Source organism: Clostridium pasteurianum BC1 (assembly GCF_000389635.1).
Classification (GTDB): Bacteria; Bacillota; Clostridia; order Clostridiales; family Clostridiaceae; genus Clostridium_I; species Clostridium_I pasteurianum_A.
This window is the reverse complement of the sequence record NC_021182.1, coordinates 4,824,601-4,844,589: the sequence shown is the minus strand read 5'-3', so window position 1 is coordinate 4,844,589 and position 19,989 is coordinate 4,824,601. Positions and strand designations below refer to the sequence as shown.

Sequence of the window (19,989 nt, the reverse complement as noted above, 5' to 3'; positions counted from 1 at the left end):
GGATTTAATGAAAGAAGGAAAGCCGTTTGAGATTTCAAAACATCAAGTAATGGAAGCGTACAAATGCGTAAAAGCGAATAAAGGCGCAAGCGGCACTGATGGAGTAAACTTCACTAAATTTGAAGAGAATTTGAAAAACAATCTATACAAAATTTGGAACAGGATGTCATCAGGATGCTATTTTCCCGCCTCAGTCAGAGGAGTGGAAATAACGAAAAAGGATGGAAAGACAAGATTGCTTGGAATTCCAACCATTAGCGACAGGGTTGCTCAGATGGTGGTGCGAATGAACTTTGAACCACAAGTGGAGCCAATATTCTGCGATGATTCGTATGGATACAGGCCGAATCGTTCTGCATTGGATGCAGTGGGTACAGCTCGTGAGCGGTGCTGGGAAATGCCATGGGTCATTGATTTTGACATCAAAGGGCTATTTGACAACATTGACCATGAACTGATGATGAAAGCAGTATGCAAACATACTGATAACAAATGGGTAATTATGTATATTGAAAGGTTTCTGAAAGCGCCAATTGCGATGCCAGACGGAACTGTCCAAGAGCGGAATGCCGGTACTCCACAAGGAGGGGTAATCAGTCCAGTACTAGCAGATCTGTTTATGCATTATGCATTCGATTGGTGGATGAAACAAAAGCACCCTCAGAATCCTTGGGAAAGATATGCAGACGATGCTGTAATTCATTGTCGGACAAAGGAAGAAGCAAAGGTGTTGCTGGTTCAGCTTAAAGAACGCATGACAGAATGCAAATTGGAAGTACATCCAAATAAAACAAAAATTGTATATTGTAGAAGCGATGTATATCCAGAGCACCATGAACATGAATCCTTTGACTTTCTTGGATACACTTTTCGTAGGCGTATTGTGAGGAGCAGACATGGAAACTTTTTCAATAGCTTTACACCGGCGGTCAGCAAAGGCGCAAGCCAACATCTGAGGGACAGTGTCAGAGAGATACGAAGAAAGCATAAAGTTGCTTCACTCGAAGAGTTGGCTGAGCAGATGAATCCTGTTCTTAGAGGTTGGATGAATTATTTTTGCAAGTATAGTGCAGGTGAGGCAAGAAATGTTCTCAACTATGTAAATCTCACACTGATCCAGTGTATTAGGTACAAATACAAATCGACAGGAAGAAAGCACTTAAAGTCTCATAAATTGCTTGGTCGCATTTGTAAGGAGCAACCAAATCTATTTTACCACTGGCAGATGGGGCTCCGCCCGTCGGTTGGATAACAAGAGCCGAATGAAAGGAGACTTTCACGTCAGGCTGTCTAACAATGCCAATAAGTAGTATAATTAAGATAGAATATTAAAGAAAAGAAAGGTTGTTGATTATGGCTTATTTGGCAGGTGTTGATAGAAATCAAACTACTTATTTGGTTACGTCATTAGATGATTTTATTGAAAATGATAATCCAATTAGAATTATTGATGCATTTGTAAATTCATTAAACTTAAAGAAACTTGGATTTGTTGTTTATGATTCAAATAAGCAAGGTCAATGTCCTTATGATCGTAAAGTATTGCTTAAATTACATGTTTACGGATATATGAATGGAATTAGGTCTTCTAGAAAATTAGAAAGAGAGACTGGAAGAAATATAGAAGTAATGTGGCTACTTAATTCATTAAAGCCTGACCATGGAACTATTTCTGCTTTTATTAAAGATAATAAGAAAGCCTTTAGAAATGTACTTAAAGAATTTACATTATTATTAAAAGGCTGGGGTTTAATTGATGGAAAACTAATAGCTATAGATGGAACTAAGTTAAAGGCTCAAAATAGCAAGCACAATTATATAACCGAATCAGTGCTCCAAAAAAAGATTGAATATGTAGAAGAAAAAATCGAAGAATATTTAAAACAGATAGAATCCAATGATGCTGCTGAAAATTTGAATAATGCAATATCGAATAAAAATGTAGCAGATTTACAATCAAAAATTGAGTCCTATAAACAAATGAAAGAAGCATATGAACAACAAAAAAAGGAAATGAAAGATCAAAAAATTAGCCAAATTTGTAAAACAGACAGTGATGCACGTGGGATGAAAAACAATGGGAAATTTGAGGTTTGCTACAATGTCCAGACTTCAGTTGATAGCAAAAATAAATTAATTGTAGATTGCGATGTAGTAAATGATATAAATGATTTAAATCAACTTTCAAATATGACTTTAAGAGCAAAGTCCTTATTGAGAAAAAGAAAATTGAAAGTTCTTGCAGATACAGGATATTATAATGCTGAAGAAATAAAAAAATGTTTAGATAAAAAAGCAATTTTGTATATAAAAAAATCAAAGTCCAATAATACAACTGGACAAAATGAATATAGAAAAGAGAATTTCAAATATAAAGAAAATACAGATACTTACATTTGTCCAGAAGGAAATGATCTTGCTTTCTCAGAATATAGCTCAAAAAATGGAATAAGGTACAAGCGATACAAATGTAAAAGCTGCAAAGAATGTTCTAAAAAAAGTCTATGTACCACAGCAAAAGAAGGACGAAATATTCAACGTTGGGAATTTGAGGAATTACTAGATCAAGTAGCTGAAATAACACATAGGAATAACAATATCTATAAAAAAAGACAATGCATTGTGGAGCATCCATTTGGAACTGTGAAACGAACGTTGGGATATACATATTTTCTACGCAAAGGATTGGAATCGGTTAATGCTGAGGCCGCCTCTATTTTTGTTGCCTATAATTTAAAACGTATAATAAATATTCTTACGGTGCCGATACTGATTGAGAAATTCAGCCAATTATCCATAAGGTAATTGGCTAAAAAAAAGCTTAAATTGCTAAAACTGAAAAATGTAAAACTTATAGTTCTGATAAAATTTATCATTAACAGTATAAAAACTAATTGTTAGACAGTCTGACGTTCGGTTCTGTGAGAAGCTCAGGGTGAAATTCCCTGGGTTTACTCGACTAATGCGAGTGCGACAAGAAGCGGCTTCTTCTTGAAATGTTAGTACAGATGTTAGTCTGGTGTTCCAGTAGTAGGGATATTCCCATCCGAAACTGCGTTGGAGGTAACTCTAAGGTGGGTTGCATGAGGAAAAGCCTAATTGGCTACTTAGTATCCATGGTAACCACGGGCAAGGGAAAGGTTGGTATGGTTTATGATTAAGCATCGTCATTAGCAGCAATGGTTGGGATATGTTCTGACGTAAGGACAGTAAAAAGAGAAAAATTAACATGGAATAAAGTAACATGAAAAAAAGGATAGAAAAAAACATAGCCAAGCCCTAAAATATAAGTTAAATTCGGACAAACAAACTTATAAAAAAGGAGAATTGGCTATGCTTAACAATCAAGAATATATTACCGCAGAATTAGGAAAAATGCTATATGAGATTTTACCCATATCATCCAAGAAACTAAAAAATTTAGTATATATTGTTTTGGGAATATTGTTATCAAAATCAGTTATAATCTCAGAAATATCAGAAAAGCTAAAGGATTACTATACAGAAGCCAATGAAGAAAGTAAAATAAAAAGAATTTATAGATTTTTTTCAAGTTCAACAATAAAGTCAGACTACCTATATTATAATTTTATCGATGAAATTATGATAAATTATATAAAAAGAAGTACCACTAATAAACTGGTTGTAATATTTGACCATACAACACTGGAAGATAAATTTTTAATACTTAAATTTTCGCTGAAAGTGGGAAAAAGAGCAGTTCCACTATGGTATAAAATATTTGAATATAATGAAAAAGATAATAAAAATTTCAAACATATAAAACAGGGAATAGAAGAGATTAAGGATCTTATAAGTTCATATAATTATGAAGTTGTATTGCTGGCAGATAGAGGTTTTAAGAGTATAGATTTATTTAAGTTTATAAATAAAATAGGATGGAAATATTGTATAAGATGTACCAATGATATGCTTGTAAATATAGAAGGGAAAGAAAAAATAAAATACCTTAGAGATATAAAAACTCTAAAAAAAGGCGTAAAAAAGTTTAATGGAATTTTACTAAGTGCTGAAAAATATAGATGCAATTTAGCAGTTTGTAAGGCAGAAGAAGCAGCGGATACCTGGTATATAGTAACCAATCTTGATAGTAAGAATGCTGTTAATGAATATAAGAAAAGATTTATTATAGAAGAAATGTTTAGAGATTTAAAATCCAGTGGCTTCAATATGGAAGATACATGGACAAACAGTCTTATATATTTTGAAAACTTATATTTATGCTTATGTATAGCATATACATGGATGATAATATTAGGAGCAGATTGTTCTAAGAATAAGAAGAGTAAGATAATAGGCGCAACTAAAAAGATAAGAAATAAAATAGTTAGAATATACAGCTTATTCAGCAGTGGATTGACATGGTTTAACAGATGTTATGATTCTAATAGAAAAAAATATGCCTTAAAATTTAATTTGATACTTTATGACATCTAATATGGCAAAAAAAGTAAATATATTCTTTAATAGTAAGGCACCAGTATACCCATTCTCTATTACATTAATTTCATGTTTATGATTATATTATCTTTATAAGCATATTATTGCATTATTACTATTTGGAAATATAATCTTGTAAATGATTTTTATGTTTATTATTCTTATTTAATGCAATTCACTGTCCGTAAGTCAGGGGATATGTTAGCCATTGTATTACAGATTAGAAAATGTAGCTTCCCATGTACATATGTTACTACCTATATATCTGTCGGTGTATTGAATAAACCTAACCCATCCATTTCTAACAGAAGCTGAACTTGGTAAGTCCTATGGAGTCCATTTTGGTAGGTCAACCGCAAGGAAGATACAATCTCCAGAGGATAGAGGAGCGTTGGAAAAAGCAAATGCCGCTATGGTGCAAACCAACAGGAATAAGAAATAACTGGGCGAATAATGTTAACATGCAAACCCGAAAGGGTGCTGACTTCCAACTGGTAATCAACACGGAATAAAACGAAAAGTAAGATTTCAAAAGTGAGGTAACAGATGCGAAAAACTTCAATTTATAGGAAGTCCACATTATCTCTCGATATCCAATGGAAACTAATTGACTGGTTTCACATTAACAGGTATGTAGAAAGATTGCAACAGCGGATATACCGTGCCGAATGTCTTGGTAACAAACGTAAAGTAAGAAATCTGCAAAGACTCTTAGTAAGAAGTAAGGCTATGATGCTGATATCCATAAAAAGGGTTACACAAATTAACAAAGGGAAAAAGACAGCTGGTGTAGACGGAGAAATAGCATTAACTAATAAAGATAGATTAGAGCTATTCTATGATTTATCAGAATTAGAGATAGAAAAGCATAATCCTAAACCGTCACATAGAACTTACATTAAAAAGAAAAACGGAAAGTTAAGACCACTTAGTATTCCGACTATATGGGATAGAGTGTATCAAAATATTATAAAAGGAGCACTAGAACCGCAATGGGAAGCAAGGTTTGAACCAATATCATATGGCTTCAGGCTTAAAAGAGGGTGTCACGATGCTATTGCAAGGATTTTTCAGTCTTGCCGTAGCGGTAGTAGAAAAAGATGGATTTTTGAGGGGGATTTTAAAGGCTGTTTTGATAATTTAAACCATGATTACATTATGGAACAGTTAAAAGAATTCCCATATAGTAACTTGATAGGAAAATGGCTAAAAGCAGGATACGTTGACAATAGTATATTCAATGAAACACAATTTGGTTCGGGGCAAGGCAACATTGTATCACCGCTACTTGCTAATATTGCATTAATGGGTATGGAGGATATACTTGGAATAAAGTATAAACCAGTGAAAAGTAATGGCGAAATTGTAAGTTATACAAATGGAACCAAATATACATTAGTGTTCTATGCAGATGATTTTGTGGTAATGTGTAACACACAAAAAGATGCAGAAGATGTCTATGAACTATTAAAACTATATTTAGAAAAAAGAGGTCTGGAGTTATCGAAAGAAAAGACAAGAATAGTAACAATTGATGAAGGCTTTAACTTTCTAGGTTTTAATATTAGAATGTATAAAATATTTCAGGGTGAAAAACTGCTGATAAAACCATCAAAGGAGTCTATCAAGAAAAGTAAAGAAACTATTTCAAATGAAATAAAGAAGCTGAAAGGTAATAACGTTAGTTCAGTAATAAACAAACTTAATCCCATAATTATAGGGATAGGTAACTACTGGTCACCATCAGTGGCAAAACAGACGTATTCATATATTGACCACCATATTTGGGGATGCACATTTATATTTTTAAAGTATTTGCATCCAAAGAAGAGCAAGACTTGGATAATAAATAGATACTACAAACCAGATATAGCAGGACAAAGCAAAAATAGATGGATACTGACTGACCCCAAAGAATATAAACAACTTACAAAAATGTCATGGATACCAATAGTCAGGCATATACTCATAAAATTTAGGGTAACTCCATATGATGTTAGTCTTAGGAAATATTTTGAGTGTAGGGACGAAAAGGAATTTAGCAGAAACTGTATTAAAAGCAAACAGAAGATGGCTAAAATACAGAATTATAAATGTGCTATATGTAAAATGAGTATCACAGATTACAGAGAAAGGTTAGTAGTACAAGAAAAAATCCCAGTGATACACGGCGGAACAAGGAAATATAATAATTTACAACTGGTACATGGATATTGCAATAGACAGTATTATAAAATGTTTCCGTTAAAAGGTGAACTTCCAACAAAGCAGCATAAACAGGAAAGTTACAAAATCATAAGGCAACTAAGATTAGCAGAAATATCATAAAGACAAACGGATAAATGAGAGCTTGAGCTGTATGTCGTGAAAGTGACATGTACAGTTCTTAGGCGAGAAGGAGGGAGTAATTCCTCCGACTTAGCCGACAGGTAAAATGAAGATAGAAAAATATCTATATGTCAAAGAGTTTTAGAATATGATATCGTGAACCGTACCATAAATAAGTAGATTATCCTCAAAACTGTTGATATGTCTGGCTTCAAGAGCGGTATTAGTATTCTAAAGCGGATTATAAGTTAAATAGATTTTAAGATGTGTATTTTTATATAAAACTTTGATAAAATATAAATAAGAAACGTTTAGTATTAGTAACTTAAGCATTCTTAAAACATCTATTTTGTTTTAGGAATGTTAGATGAATAAAATAATGATTTGATTAAGAAAAAAGCACACTAATCGTTGCAGTTTGAGTGCTTTTTCTTTGCCTTCAATTTTTTTCTACATGACAAAGGATAAGTCTTCCTATATAATAATAAAGTGCTAAAAATTTTGAAGAGAGGTTAAAGAATGCCATGAAAAGAATAAATGAAATTTTTAGTGATTATGCAGCAAATGGTAACATAAATACTGCCATTGTAGAATCGGTAGTATTAAGCAAAAAAAGCAAACGTCTAGATATGGAAATCAGTTCAGATAAATATATTGAAATAAGAGAATTTGAAGATCTTAACAGGTTTATAAGGAAAAGATTTGCCTTAGAAGATTCTATAATTTCTGTAAAGTATACTGATGGAACGGATAAAAAGCCCATAGAAGAGGAACTTAAAAATATTGTGTTTTTACTGTCAGATAAACAGCCTGTCTTAAAAACAGTGCTAAATAATAGTGAAATTAAAGTAGATAAGAATACCATAAATTTTAATTTTAAAATTGCGGTATCAGGTTTTTTAAAAGCCATGAATTATGATAAGCAGCTTCATAAGGCAATAAAAACCCTTTACGGTACTACATATAATATAAATTTTGTTGATAATATAAGCAGTGAAGAATTAATACTTCAAGAGGAAGCACGTGAACAGGAAATACTTGCTATTTCAAAGGAAGTTAAGGCTGCTCTAAGCAATAATGCTCCTAAATTACCTAAGGAAGCTGCAGATAAAAAACCGGAAGTAAAAGCAGAAACCGATGGTGGTAAAAAGGTTGATTCATCCTTAATATTAGGCAGAAACGCTAAGATTAAGGAACCTGTAATAAAGATTACTGACATTACACCGGATGAGGGAAGGGTAGCTTTAGAGGGTGAAATATCCAATATGGAAGCAAAGGAATTAAAGAGCGGAAAAACATTAGTTTCCTTTGATCTATATGACGGCTCAAGCTCCATGACTTGTAAGTCCTTCTTGAAGCCCGGTGAAGATGGTGAGGTATTATCTAGGCTTAAAAAAGCTAAGGGCGTTAGGCTTGTAGGAAATGCAGGTTATAGCAAATTTTCCGGGGAAGTTGAGATGATTGCCAATACTATAATAGAAACAGCAGGCGTAAGGAGAGCTAAGAGGCAGGATAATGCAGAGGTGAAGAGAGTAGAGCTGCATATGCATACACAGATGAGCCAAATGGATGCTATGACCAGTGCTACTGATTTAATTAAAAGAGCCATGAGTTGGGGGATGAAATCTATTGCCATAACGGATCATGGAGTGGTGCAGGCCTTTCCAGAAGCCCATAAGCTTTTAGGAAGAAATAATCCTGACATGAAGGTGATATATGGAGTGGAAGCCTATTTAGCACCGGATAAAAAGCCATCAGTAACAAATCCCAAGGGACAGAGTATTGATACCACCTATTGTGTGTTGGATTTGGAAACCACAGGCTTTTCACCAGTAACTGAAAAAATTACTGAAATAGGAATAATGAAACTTCAAGATGGAAAGGTAATAGATAAATTCAGTTGCTTTGTAAATCCTGAAAAACCGATTCCAGCAAGGGTTATTGAGATTACTAATATAACCGATGATATGGTAAGAAATGCTGAAACCATAGATCAGGTTTTCCCTAAGATGTTGGAGTTTATTAAGGGGAGTGTATTGGTTGCTCATAATGCTGGATTTGATGTGGGCTTCTTAAAACATAATGCTAGAGTTTTAGGCTATGACTTCGATTTTACATATGTGGATACTCTATCCTTAGCTCATGAGGTTTTCCCTGATTTTAAAACCTATAAATTAGGAAGAATTGCTAAGAACCTTGGTATAAAAGTGGAAGTTGCTCACAGAGCCTTAGATGATGTTGATACTACCGTTAAGGTGTTTGAGGTAATGCTTGAAAAGCTAAAGGAAAGAGGCGCACAAGCCCTTGAGGATATAGATTTATATGGTTCAGATGAAGAGGCTAAAAAACAAGAATATAAAAAGCTTAGAACATATCATGCAATAATATTTGCAAAAGATTATGTGGGCTTAAAGAATTTATATAGGCTTGTATCTTACTCCAATTTAGATTATTTCTATAAAAGGCCCCGTATATTAAAGAGTATGTACAAAAAATATTCAGAGGGCTTAATTCTTGGCAGTGCTTGCAGTGAAGGAGAATTGTATCAGGCAATACTTCTTGGAAAACCTGATGAGGAAATTGAAGCTATTGTAGAGGAATATGATTATCTGGAGATTCAGCCTCTAGGGAATAATGATTATTTAGTAAGGCAAGAGCAGGTACCTGATAGAGAATATCTAAAGGAAATTAATAAAAAGATTGTACATCTTGGAGAGAAGCTGAATAAGCTTGTAGTGGCTACGGGTGATGTTCATTTCATGGATCCTGAGGACGAGATATATAGGCGTATACTGGAAGCAGGACAGGGCTTTAAGGATGCAGATAATCAGGCTCCCTTATATTTAAGAACTACTGATGAGATGCTTCAGGAATTTTCATATTTAGGAAGGGAAAAGGCCTATGAGGTGGTAGTTACAAATACTAATAAGATAGCAGATATGTGTGAGCAGATAAGTCCAATATCACCAGTAAAAGCCACGCCACATATAGATGGCTGTGAGCAGACCATTAAGGATATTACCTATGAAAAGGCCCATGAACTGTATGGAGATCCCCTTCCTGAACTAGTTAAAGAAAGACTGGAGAAGGAGCTGGATTCCATTATAAAAAATGGCTTCTCCGTAATGTATATAATCGCTCAAAAGCTAGTATGGAAATCAAATGAGGACGGATATCTGGTTGGTTCCAGAGGCTCCGTTGGTTCCTCTGTAGTAGCATATATGACTGGTATAACGGAAGTAAATGCCCTGCCGCCTCATTACAGGTGTCCAAAATGCAAGTATTCGGATTTTACGGATTACGGCATTAAAAACGGTTTCGACTTACCGGATAAGTCTTGTCCAGTATGCGGAGAACAGCTGGCCAAGGATGGAATAGATATTCCCTTCGAAACCTTCCTGGGTTTCAATGGAGATAAGGAGCCGGATATAGACTTAAACTTCTCGGGAGAATATCAGGCAAAGGCCCATAAATATACAGAGGTTATCTTTGGAAAGGGCACAACCTTTAAGGCCGGAACCATAGGTACTATAGCGGAAAAAACAGCCTTTGGATACGTAAAAAAGTATTTTGATGAAAAAAATCTTACAGTAAATAAGGCAGAAATCATGAGAATCTCAAATGGCTGTACAGGAATAAAAAGAACTTCAGGGCAGCATCCTGGTGGAATCATAGTTGTGCCTAAGGGAAGAGAAATTTTCGAATTTTGTCCCGTTCAGCATCCTGCTGATGATTCAAATTCGGATATTATAACAACCCATTTTGACTATCACTCCATTGATCAGAACCTATTGAAGCTGGATATACTGGGTCACGACGATCCAACGGTTATAAGAATGCTGCAGGATATAACCGGAGTAGATCCCCAAAAGATACTTATGGATGATAAGGAGACAATGTCTATATTTTCGTCTACGGATGCTCTAGGTGTAACACCGGAGCAGATAAATTCCAAGGTAGGAACCTTCGGGATTCCTGAGTTTGGTACCAAGTTCGTACGAGGAATGCTTTTAGATACAATGCCAAAAGCCTTTACAGATTTGATATGTATATCAGGACTTTCTCACGGTACTGACGTATGGCTGGGAAATGCCAAGAACTTAATTGATCAAGGAATAGTTACTTTAAGTGAGGCAGTATGTACAAGAGATGATATTATGATTTATCTTATTAAAAAAGGCCTGCCACCAAATACTGCTTTTAAGATAATGGAGACAGTGCGTAAGGGAAAGGCGCTTAAGGAACCAAAATGGCCAGAGTATGAAGCTTTAATGAGAGAGTGTGAGGTGCCGGAATGGTACATAGATTCCTGCAAAAAGATAAAATACATGTTTCCTAAGGCCCACGCCGCAGCTTACGTAATGATGGCTTTCAGAATAGCATGGTTTAAGGTTCACATACCTAAGGCCTATTATGCAGCGTACTTCACTATTAGGGCAAAGGCCTTTGATGCAGAATTTATGATCTTTGGAAAAGAAAAGGTTAAAGCAAAGATGAAGGAAATTGAAAGTATGGGAATGCAGGCGCCTCCTAAGGATAAGGATATGTACGATGACCTAGAATTGGTTTTGGAAATGTACGAAAGAGGTATTAAATTCCTTCCTATTGATTTGTATAAGTCCCACGCTACACAATTTCTGGTAGATGAGGAGGGCTTAAGGCCGCCTATAAATAGTATATCAGGTATGGGAAATGTAGCAGCAGAAGGTATATACAATGCAGTACAAGAGGAAACGCCTATAAACTCTATAGAAGATCTAAGGAAACGTGCTAAAATAGGGAATTCCGCTATAGATTCACTTAAAAAGTTTGGATGTTTAAAAGGTCTTCCTGAAAAAGATCAATTGAGCTTTTTTGATGGGATTTAAACGTTGAAAGCTAATTGTGCTGGTTGATAGTGCCAAGTACTATTTAACTAAAGTAAATCACTTTTATGCAGTGATAATAAGTAAAGCAGCTCTGGGAACTTCCTAGGGCTTTATTTCTATTAGTTAAAAAATGTCATTTAATTAGCAAAAGTCTACGTTATACCTGGTACGGTGAACCGTAACATAAATGACGTAGACTTTTCTTAAAAAAGGCTCTGTGTTTTGTCTAACAGAGTCTTTAACTTTAACTAAAAAATAACTAATCAATTTTAATATAGAACATACTAAAAATACAAAGCCCTATACCGCTTATTATTGGTAAAATATATGGTGGTATGAGATTTATCAGAACTCCTGCTATGATTAGTGCAACAGGTAGGATTATTTTTCCTATGCTTATCCCTATGCTGAGTACTCTTCCTCTAAAGTCATCTGAAATAGTTTGCTGCAGTATATAAAAAATCGGTATGTCCATGGAGGATATGGCTACGCCTGCTAATATCATGATTAAGATGAAATATATTAAATAAACGGTCTCATTATACACTTGATAGTGCAGTATAACTGAAAAACCTATTGCTATCATACAAGCTGATAATAAGATGCTGGTTAATTTTATGATTTTTTTGTATGAATATTTCCCCATAGTTCTTTTAATCATAAGGGCACCTAAAATCATTCCTACAGGAAAAGACGCCTCTATTATTCCAAAGAATTTAGTGTTTAATTTCAAAACATTATTTATTATATATGGCATTGGAACAGTTATTGAAAGGCCAATGAAAAAATTCAATGCAATAAAAATTCCAAACATATTTAAAATATTTTTCCTAGCTTTTAGATAGATAATACCGCTAATTATATCTGTAAAAAAATTAATCTTTTCTTTCTTTTTACTATTACCATTATAGTTGAACTTAAAATCCATGAACAGCTGAAGTAATGCGGATATGGCAAAAGAAAAACCATTAATGAAAATAAAGAAGCGTATATCTAAGAAGGCAAAGACTATCCCACCAACCATTGGGCCCAATATGGAAGAGGAGGAGTCAATCACTTTATTTATGGAATTCATAGAAATAAGGCTTTTTTCTGACACTAGATTTGGCTTTGCTGCTTCAAGACTTATTCCATAAACAGTAGTAAATACATTTAGGAGAAAGATACTTACATAGATCATTGATAGATTTAAAGCATAACCCATAGTTAATAGATATAGACCTATCAGTATAAGACTGTTTAGTATATCTGTAATTATAGCAAGAAGCTTCTTATCAAGCCTATCAGCAAGTACACCTGCAAATGGGTTTACAAGTACAGTAGATAAAATGCTTAGTATTAGAGTTGTGGCAAAGCTTAAGCCTGAACCAGTGAGCTTTAAGACATATAGCCCAATGGCAAAATTGTAAATAGACGTTCCAAATAGAGATATGCAGCTTGCTATTGAAAATAAAATTGCATTTGATAGCTCTTTATTCTTTGGAAGATTCTTTAATGATAAGATTGATTCTAACATTTTAAACTCACTTTCCTTTAGGCATCAGTTTATTTTTTTCAAGATGCCCTAATTAAATTGTAAGTCATGGCCTTATCACCAGAACAATAGGTAAATTAAAAAAAATTTATGATAAAATAAGTAAAAGATAGGGTTGACCCTACCTTTTTCCAAGAATTAAATATGAATATACTTTTTCGCCATCTATAAAATAACTTTCATACTTTCCGCCTTTTTCAATATGGTTTGATATATTTTCTTCAAATATATTGTAGTTAAGATTTGAAATCTGTTTCTTAACATTATTTAGCATAAAATTTTTTCTGTATTTATCTTCTATTAAGCTGTTTGATGCAAAATTTTCAAATAAAATGTAGGTGCCTACTATATTGGCACTATCCTTTATATAATTATCTACTAGTTCTAATAGAAACTCTTCATTATCAAAACTGTAATTACTTGTTCCAGAAATATCTAGAAGTATATCTATACATTTATCCTTTATTGGAATCTGCTGAAAGTCTGAACAAATGAATAGAATGTTCTTTTTACAATTTGCAGCTTCCAATATATTTTTTAAGAATATGTGTCTATTTATATCATGGTCAACTGCAATATATATTGAATCATCAGGTAGGTTTTGATAAATACTTCTTAAAAAGAATCCCATTCCTGAGCCTAATTCAAGTAGTACCTTATTTTTGAAATTAATAAAATCTATTTTTTTATATATCCAATCCATTCCGCGATAAATATTATCAAGATAATCTATATCAGTAGCACTTATATAATCCATAATATAATTAAAGTTAAACTTAATATCATAATTTATTTCCACATTAGTAACCTTTAATATTCCAGCTTCAATTAGATATTCTTCACTACAAGTGCATACCAATTTTCCATTTATAATTTGATTATTTGTTATACTTCCCTCACGAAGTTCTAAATCCTTTCCACATTTTAAACATTTTAAAAGATTCAGTGCTCTAAAGTCTATGCCTATAACAAACTTATTTCTGATTTCTATTTCTGAAAGCTCACTTAATTTCGTTTCAAGCCTTTGCTTCATTTCACTAAGGTATTTCATTTGACTTTCTAGTTGCTTATTTTTATTTATAAAAAGCGTTCTAAAACATTCATCTTCCTGATATTGAGTGAGCTTAGCCAATCTTTTAAACATAAGAAGTGACTTAATTTCGCTTAATGAAAACCCCATCCCTTTAAGAGATAGTACATCTTCTAAATCTCTTTGACATCTAGCATCAAAGTCATATTGTCCACCCTGTTTTTCAGGTATTATTAAGCCCAAATCCACATAATGCCGCACAGTATCTATTGTTATATTATTAACTTCAACAAATTTACCAATTTTCATATTGTCACCTCAATAAATAACAAGTTTTAATAATAAATAATTATATCATAAGTGGTTAATCAATTCCAAATGAAAAGTAAATCAATCACTAAGGTACCAATAGGAGGAGAATATTTATAATTTTAAACAAACGTAAACTTGGAAGTCAAGGACTTGAAGTTTCAGCAATAGGCCTTGGCTGTATGGGCATGAGTCAATCTTATGGTCCTGCAGATGAGAGAGAGTCCATTGACACACTACATCGTGCCACTGAATTAGGATGTAACTTCTTTGACACAGCTCAGGGCTATGGTCCTCTCACAAACGAGGAGTTACTTGGAAGAGCGTTCAAGGGTCGACGAGATCAGGTGATAATCGCCACAAAATTTGGCTTTAAATTCAAAGATGGAAAGCAGGTGGGCACTGAAAGAGCTAGCAAACCTCAGCATATCCGTGAGGCGGTGGAAGGTTCTCGATAACGCTTTGGCACTGGGTAAGGTCTCTGGGAATCGTTACCCCGATTGGATTATGACAACCATTGATCACTAAGTAATCCTAAGTGGATGTATAACTATTAATAGAAAATATTAGAAAACAATTCTACAAAAAAGGGATTCTTGAAGTCGCAGGTTCAAATCCTATTACTTGTTTTAAAACACTTTGATAATTTTGTAAATGGATAATCTTGGATAATTTGTTAACCAAAAAATTGAATTGTAAACAAATTTTTTATTAATTAATCATATTTACAAACATTTCAATATGTAGTATGATGAATGTATATTTTTGATGAAAGGGAGTGTTTTAGTGAGTTATATTGTTTTATCTAAGTAATTTAATATATGTCTTAAGAATTTCAAAATTTTCTATTTATTTAGGTGTATTTTATGTTGGAATTTTGAGACTAATGCTTAGTAAAACATGGTTCACGTACTCCTAAAGTAAATGTGATTTATTGCCGTGCTATGTCACGGTTTTTTTATACTATAATACTATGAATCATATCTGTTTGATGAATAAATAAGATTATAGCTATAGAATATTTTTATGGAGGATTTTTTGACTGTAAGTGAACAGTTTTTGTTTGCTTACAGTTTTTTTGTTATTTAAGAATATATTTCAATATAAAGTTACTAAGTTAAATCTCGAAAATTTCCAACTATATCAAAAAGAAAGATATGGAGGAATAAAAGAGTGGACGAAAAAATTATTATAAAAAATTTAACCAAGACTTATACTACTTTTGAAAAAGAAGAGGGATTAAAGGGAAGCATTAAATCATTAATAAAAAAGAAAGTGATTGAAAAAGAAGCAATAACTAACTTTCATTTAGAAATTGAGAAAGGTGAATTTATTGGATTAATAGGGCAAAATGGAGCAGGGAAGACCACCTTAATAAAAATGCTAACAGGAATTATTCAACCTTCTAATGGAGAAATATCAGTATTTGGATTTAAACCTTATGAGCTTAAGGATGAATTTAAGAAGATCTATTCAGTTGTAATGGGGCAGAAAAGTCAACTGTGGTGGGATTTGCCAGCAGTAGATTCATTCCTATTAAATAAAGAGTTATATAATATTCCAGATAATCAATATAAAGAAATTCTTTCATTTTTAGTAAATCTATTAGATGTAGAAAATTTATTAAAAATCCAGGTAAGAAATTTATCCCTAGGTGAAAGGATGAAGATGGAACTAATTCTAGCATTAATACACAATCCAAGTATACTTTTTTTAGACGAGCCTACTATTGGATTAGATGTAATTGCGCAAAAGCAGATTAGGCAATTTTTAAAAGAGATTAATAAAGAAAAAGGAATAACAATTATACTAACAAGCCATTACATGGAGGATATTAAATATTTATGTAATAGAGCTGTGGTAGTTAGAAATGGTTCGAAAATTTATGATGGTAGTTTGAATTCTATTATGGAGAGATATCAAGTTTATAGAACTATTTCAATATCTTTTGAAAATATAGCTCAGAAAGAATTGGATTTAGAGGTTAAGTGGATTGAAAAGCATAATTTCAAATGGGTATTTAAAATTAAAAAAGAAGAGGTTAAATTTGCTATCAAAGTTATAATGGATAATTGTGATATTGAAGATATAAGTATAGAAGATGAAGAAATTGGTGAAATAATTGAAAAAATCTACAAAGCAAAGGAGCTTTAAAATATGAAAAAATATTTTGAAATAGCAAAAATAACTTTTAAAGCTGAACTTGCATATAGATTTGATGTAATAATAGGAATTTTATTATCAGTCTGTAGAATAATTCTTAGCTTCATACTTTGGAGTGCATTGTTTAAGAGTAAGGATACAATAGCAGGATTTTCATTTAATATGATGATAACCTATTATATTGTTATTTCATTCTTAAGCAAACTAGATATGTCAGAATCTATAGTGAATCAGTTATCCAATGAAATTAGGCAGGGCAAATTCAGCAAATATCTAGTGCAACCAGTAAAGCCATTATGGTATTTTATTTCTTCTACTTGTGCTAAAACAGTATTTACATTTTGTATAAGTGGTGCTGTTACAACTGTTTTTGCTTTGATTTTCAAAAAATATCTAAGCTTTAATACTAGCTTGCCCATAGCTTTAGCGGCGTTATGCATAAATATCTTAGGGCTAATATTCTTAATGCTTTTAAACTATTTTATAGGAATACTTAGTTTTAAATTTTATGATATTGGAGCATTGAATATTATAAAAAATAACATTTTTGAATTTATTACAGGAACATTTATACCTTTATCATTATTTCCAATATGGGTACAAAGCAGTATGAAGTTATTCCCATTCTATTATATATACTACTACCCAGCTGCCATTATTGTAACTGGAGATAAGCAAAGTGTATTATCAGCTATAACTATATTAATATGTTGGAATTTATTTATGCTTGTAACTATTAAAATAACATATAAAGAACTTAGAAAAAGATACGAAGGAGTTGGTATCTAATGATAAAGAAATATAGCAGGATTTTTATTTATTTACTTAAATTAAGACTTAGCAGAGAAATGGTATATTCTTTTAATTTTTTAACAACACTTTTTGTAGATGGTACATTTTTTGTTATTCAAATGCTAGCCTTCACAGCCATTTTTTTAAATGTTGATACTGTAAATGGATGGAATAAATTTCATATGATTATTTTTATAGGAACTTTTACAATTTTAGACGGATTATATATGGCAACTTATTTCTTTGGTGTTCTCAGTATCAGTGAAAAAATAAGAAATGGTGAATTAGATATTTATATAACTAAGCCTGTAAATACATTATTTTTAATTTCCTTTGAAAATATAAATATTGGTTCTATACCCATTGTAGTTCCGGGCATAATAATGGTTGCATATGGAACTGTAAAACTTGGCATAGAAATAAGTGCAATGAAAATACTCGGATATATTGTATTATTATTTATTATGTATATAATCATGTATAATCTAATGGTATTACTAAGATGCTGTTCTTTTTGGTTTACTAAAGTAGATAACATTAATAATTTAGAAAATGAATTAGTGAACTTTAGTTTTAGAGTTCCTGGAATAATGTATAGAGGCATAGGTAAAGTAATATTTTATTTCATTTTACCTTATGGTCTAATTGCAACTATTCCAACAGAATTTTTTACAGGAACAATGAATATAACAGGATGGATCATATCTATAAGTGTGTGTATAGTATTTACATTGTTAAGAAGGCTAATATGGAAACGAGGTTTAAAAAGATACTCAAGTGCAAGTAGTTAGTTCATATATAGATATCCAAGTTCAATAATAAATTATTTATAGTAACTTTTGGCATTAACAAGAGGTTTTATAATAGAATGCATTTTATCTGAACTACAATGAAGAAATAGTTTTTCGATAAATTCTTTAAATTTATCAATAGATTCTCGAGCTTTACACTGAAAACATGTATCTTTAAGCCATTTCCATACGTTTTCTTGTGGGTTTAGCATAGGAGAATATGGTGGTAAATTAATCAGAAACAATTCTTCGTTATGCAGCTGTGCAAATTCTTCGATATTTTTTGCTTTATGGATATTGTAATTGTCCCATATTAAAAATATCTTCTTACCTTTGTTTTGCTCAAGAAGTTGCTTTAAAAACTCAAGCATTTCTATAGAAGTAATGGAATGCTTTGCTGGATATATATTGATTAAAGTATTATAGTTCTTAGATATTTCTGTAGCACCAATAATGTTGAAACCTGCGTGTGTGTTATTACTTTCAACTATAGGGGATTGCCCTACCGGGCTCCAACTTCTGCGATTAACAGATTCTATCCTTATTCCTGTTTCATCTTCAACATATAGGACGGAGTCCTCTGTGTTCTCAATGATAGGTAGTAAGTCAGCTATTTTTTTTAAAGATAGCTTGCAAATAAGGATCTCCTTTAGTTGGTTTATATTGACCTCTTTTAAAAGAAAAACCAAGACTTATTAGTAGTTGTCTTATCCATTCTGCAGAATAAGACTTGCCATATTTTTCTTTAATATATTGAGTCAATAGGGCTGTTGTCCAGCTGGAACGCATAAAACCGAAGGTTTCAGGTGATTTACTTAGGACTACGTCCTTTAAATCCTGAAGCATTTCATCTGTAAAACTACTTTCAGAACCACCACGATTATCTATAATTGAATCTATACCATATTCATTCCATTTATGAATATAAGTAGTTATAGATGCACGTGTTCTGCAAATAGTTTTCATAATATCATCAGTATGAATTCCGTTATATCTCATTATGACAGCACTTAAAAGAGATTTGGTGTACTTACTCTTTGAACTATTAATTATTTCATTTAATTCATTTATTGTATATCCGTGTAAAGTTTTAACTTCTACTAAATGCATTGCCATATATTTCACTCCAATACTATATTTATTACTTATAGTATTTGAACTTTTATATAAAAAATTCATAAACCTTTATTTATGATATTCGATATCTATAGTTGAAAATGTAGAGAGGCATTCATATTGTGTCTCTCTTAAAAGTCTACGTTATACCCGTTACGGTGAACCCTATCATAAATGACGCAGACTTTTTAAGTATAAGCATTATAAGACTTGAAGTTTAGATTAATGCAACTATAATCAATCTTGTTGATATAAACTTAATAAAATGGGACTTACTGCGATAAAGTAAGTCCTTGATATATATTAAGCCACTGCCTGCACCTGTTCCATTACCAACAATATAAGAAAAAAATTGTTGGGGAGCAGAGGGCTTTTTCATAAATGGCTCCAGTAGTTTATCAGTTAAAAGACCACCCAGGATGTAACCAACAGGTATAGAGAAGTATTGTAAAGTATTTCTCGCAGAAAAAACTCTTCCTTGCATTTCTATTGGAATTTTTGTTCTCATTATATATTCTACATTAGCTGTTAAAAATGGAACTAAACAATTTCCTGTAAAAACAGCAATGGCCCAGATATAATAGTTACGGCCAATTC

At 32.3% G+C, this 19,989-nt stretch carries 13 protein-coding genes and 1 pseudogene; 9 read left to right on the top strand and 5 right to left on the bottom strand.

What is annotated here, in order from left to right; translation table 11 throughout:
- Positions 1 to 7 precede the first annotated feature (7 nt).
- From ltrA (CLOPA_RS22520) to polC, 5 genes and pseudogenes are all read left to right on the top strand, one after another.
- Positions 8 to 1,252 carry a group II intron reverse transcriptase/maturase gene (gene ltrA, locus CLOPA_RS22520; RefSeq protein ID WP_015617720.1) on the top strand — a complete coding sequence of 415 codons (1,245 nt, stop codon included), beginning with the start codon at positions 8 to 10 and terminating at the stop codon, positions 1,250 to 1,252.
- A 101-nt stretch (positions 1,253 to 1,353) separates the two neighbouring features.
- A complete protein-coding gene (locus tag CLOPA_RS22515; protein ID WP_015617719.1) occupies positions 1,354 to 2,805 on the top strand; it encodes an IS1182 family transposase in 1,452 nt (483 codons plus the stop codon).
- A 528-nt stretch (positions 2,806 to 3,333) separates the two neighbouring features.
- Positions 3,334 to 4,458 carry an IS4 family transposase gene (locus CLOPA_RS23955; protein ID WP_015614406.1) on the top strand — a complete coding sequence of 375 codons (1,125 nt, stop codon included), beginning with the start codon at positions 3,334 to 3,336 and terminating at the stop codon, positions 4,456 to 4,458.
- 549 nt (positions 4,459 to 5,007) lie between these two features.
- A complete protein-coding gene (gene ltrA, locus CLOPA_RS22505) occupies positions 5,008 to 6,789 on the top strand; it encodes a group II intron reverse transcriptase/maturase (protein WP_015617718.1) in 1,782 nt (593 codons plus the stop codon).
- A gap of 518 nt (positions 6,790 to 7,307) precedes the next feature.
- Positions 7,308 to 11,657: pseudogene (gene polC / locus CLOPA_RS22500) on the top strand (DNA polymerase III subunit alpha); the annotation flags it as partial.
- A gap of 259 nt (positions 11,658 to 11,916) precedes the next feature.
- On the opposite strand, the gene CLOPA_RS22495 reads toward polC, so the two are convergent.
- Complete coding sequence (locus tag CLOPA_RS22495) at positions 11,917 to 13,173, bottom strand: MFS transporter (protein ID WP_015617716.1); 1,257 nt, start codon at positions 13,171 to 13,173, stop codon at positions 11,917 to 11,919.
- A gap of 139 nt (positions 13,174 to 13,312) precedes the next feature.
- Positions 13,313 to 14,530: a MerR family transcriptional regulator gene (locus tag CLOPA_RS22490; RefSeq protein ID WP_015617715.1), complete on the bottom strand. Its 1,218-nt coding sequence runs from the start codon at positions 14,528 to 14,530 to the stop codon at positions 13,313 to 13,315.
- A gap of 110 nt (positions 14,531 to 14,640) precedes the next feature.
- On the opposite strand from CLOPA_RS22490, the gene CLOPA_RS26695 reads away from it, so the two are divergent.
- The 4 genes from CLOPA_RS26695 (at position 14,641) to CLOPA_RS22470 (ending at position 18,276) form a co-directional block, all read left to right on the top strand.
- Positions 14,641 to 14,988 carry an aldo/keto reductase gene (locus CLOPA_RS26695; RefSeq protein ID WP_347460087.1) on the top strand — a complete coding sequence of 116 codons (348 nt, stop codon included), beginning with the start codon at positions 14,641 to 14,643 and terminating at the stop codon, positions 14,986 to 14,988.
- 715 nt (positions 14,989 to 15,703) lie between these two features.
- Entirely contained in the window at positions 15,704 to 16,684 is a 981-nt protein-coding gene (locus tag CLOPA_RS22480) for an ABC transporter ATP-binding protein (RefSeq protein ID WP_015617714.1), read from the top strand.
- A gap of 3 nt (positions 16,685 to 16,687) precedes the next feature.
- On the top strand, positions 16,688 to 17,482 hold the full coding sequence (locus tag CLOPA_RS22475) for an ABC transporter permease (protein ID WP_015617713.1): 795 nt from the start codon (positions 16,688 to 16,690) through the stop codon (positions 17,480 to 17,482).
- On the top strand, positions 17,482 to 18,276 hold the full coding sequence (locus tag CLOPA_RS22470; RefSeq protein WP_015617712.1) for an ABC transporter permease: 795 nt from the start codon (positions 17,482 to 17,484) through the stop codon (positions 18,274 to 18,276). Before CLOPA_RS22475 ends, CLOPA_RS22470 begins: the two co-directional genes overlap by 1 nt.
- 32 nt (positions 18,277 to 18,308) lie before the next feature.
- On the opposite strand, the gene CLOPA_RS26330 is transcribed toward CLOPA_RS22470, so the two are convergent.
- The 3 genes from CLOPA_RS26330 to CLOPA_RS22460 form a co-directional block, all read right to left on the bottom strand.
- Positions 18,309 to 18,965, bottom strand: a complete 657-nt coding sequence (locus CLOPA_RS26330; protein WP_051115680.1) for an IS630 family transposase — start codon at positions 18,963 to 18,965, stop codon at positions 18,309 to 18,311.
- Positions 18,883 to 19,392, bottom strand: a complete 510-nt coding sequence (locus CLOPA_RS26325; protein WP_051115610.1) for a helix-turn-helix domain-containing protein — start codon at positions 19,390 to 19,392, stop codon at positions 18,883 to 18,885. The genes CLOPA_RS26330 and CLOPA_RS26325 overlap by 83 nt, the downstream gene beginning before the upstream one ends.
- A gap of 217 nt (positions 19,393 to 19,609) precedes the next feature.
- The gene (locus tag CLOPA_RS22460; protein ID WP_041711059.1) at positions 19,610 to 19,900 is read right to left on the bottom strand and encodes a hypothetical protein; all 291 of its coding nucleotides are present in this window, start codon (positions 19,898 to 19,900) and stop codon (positions 19,610 to 19,612) included.
- Between the last annotated feature and the right edge of the window lie 89 nt (positions 19,901 to 19,989).

Excerpts from the sequence above, each read along its gene's own strand:
- ltrA (WP_015617720.1), top strand. The coding sequence starts at position 8 with ATGAAAGAAGGAAAGCCGTTTGAGATTTCAAAACATCAAGTAATGGAA.
- CLOPA_RS23955 (WP_015614406.1), top strand. The coding sequence starts at position 3,334 with ATGCTTAACAATCAAGAATATATTACCGCAGAATTAGGAAAAATGCTA.
- CLOPA_RS22490 (WP_015617715.1), bottom strand. The coding sequence starts at position 14,530 with ATGAAAATTGGTAAATTTGTTGAAGTTAATAATATAACAATAGATACT.
- CLOPA_RS22515 (WP_015617719.1), top strand. The coding sequence starts at position 1,354 with ATGGCTTATTTGGCAGGTGTTGATAGAAATCAAACTACTTATTTGGTT.
- CLOPA_RS22460 (WP_041711059.1), bottom strand. The coding sequence starts at position 19,900 with ATGAGAACAAAAATTCCAATAGAAATGCAAGGAAGAGTTTTTTCTGCG.
- CLOPA_RS22470 (WP_015617712.1), top strand. The coding sequence starts at position 17,482 with ATGATAAAGAAATATAGCAGGATTTTTATTTATTTACTTAAATTAAGA.
- ltrA (WP_015617718.1), top strand. The coding sequence starts at position 5,008 with ATGCGAAAAACTTCAATTTATAGGAAGTCCACATTATCTCTCGATATC.
- CLOPA_RS26325 (WP_051115610.1), bottom strand. The coding sequence starts at position 19,392 with ATGGCAATGCATTTAGTAGAAGTTAAAACTTTACACGGATATACAATA.
- CLOPA_RS22475 (WP_015617713.1), top strand. The coding sequence starts at position 16,688 with ATGAAAAAATATTTTGAAATAGCAAAAATAACTTTTAAAGCTGAACTT.
- CLOPA_RS22495 (WP_015617716.1), bottom strand. The coding sequence starts at position 13,173 with ATGTTAGAATCAATCTTATCATTAAAGAATCTTCCAAAGAATAAAGAG.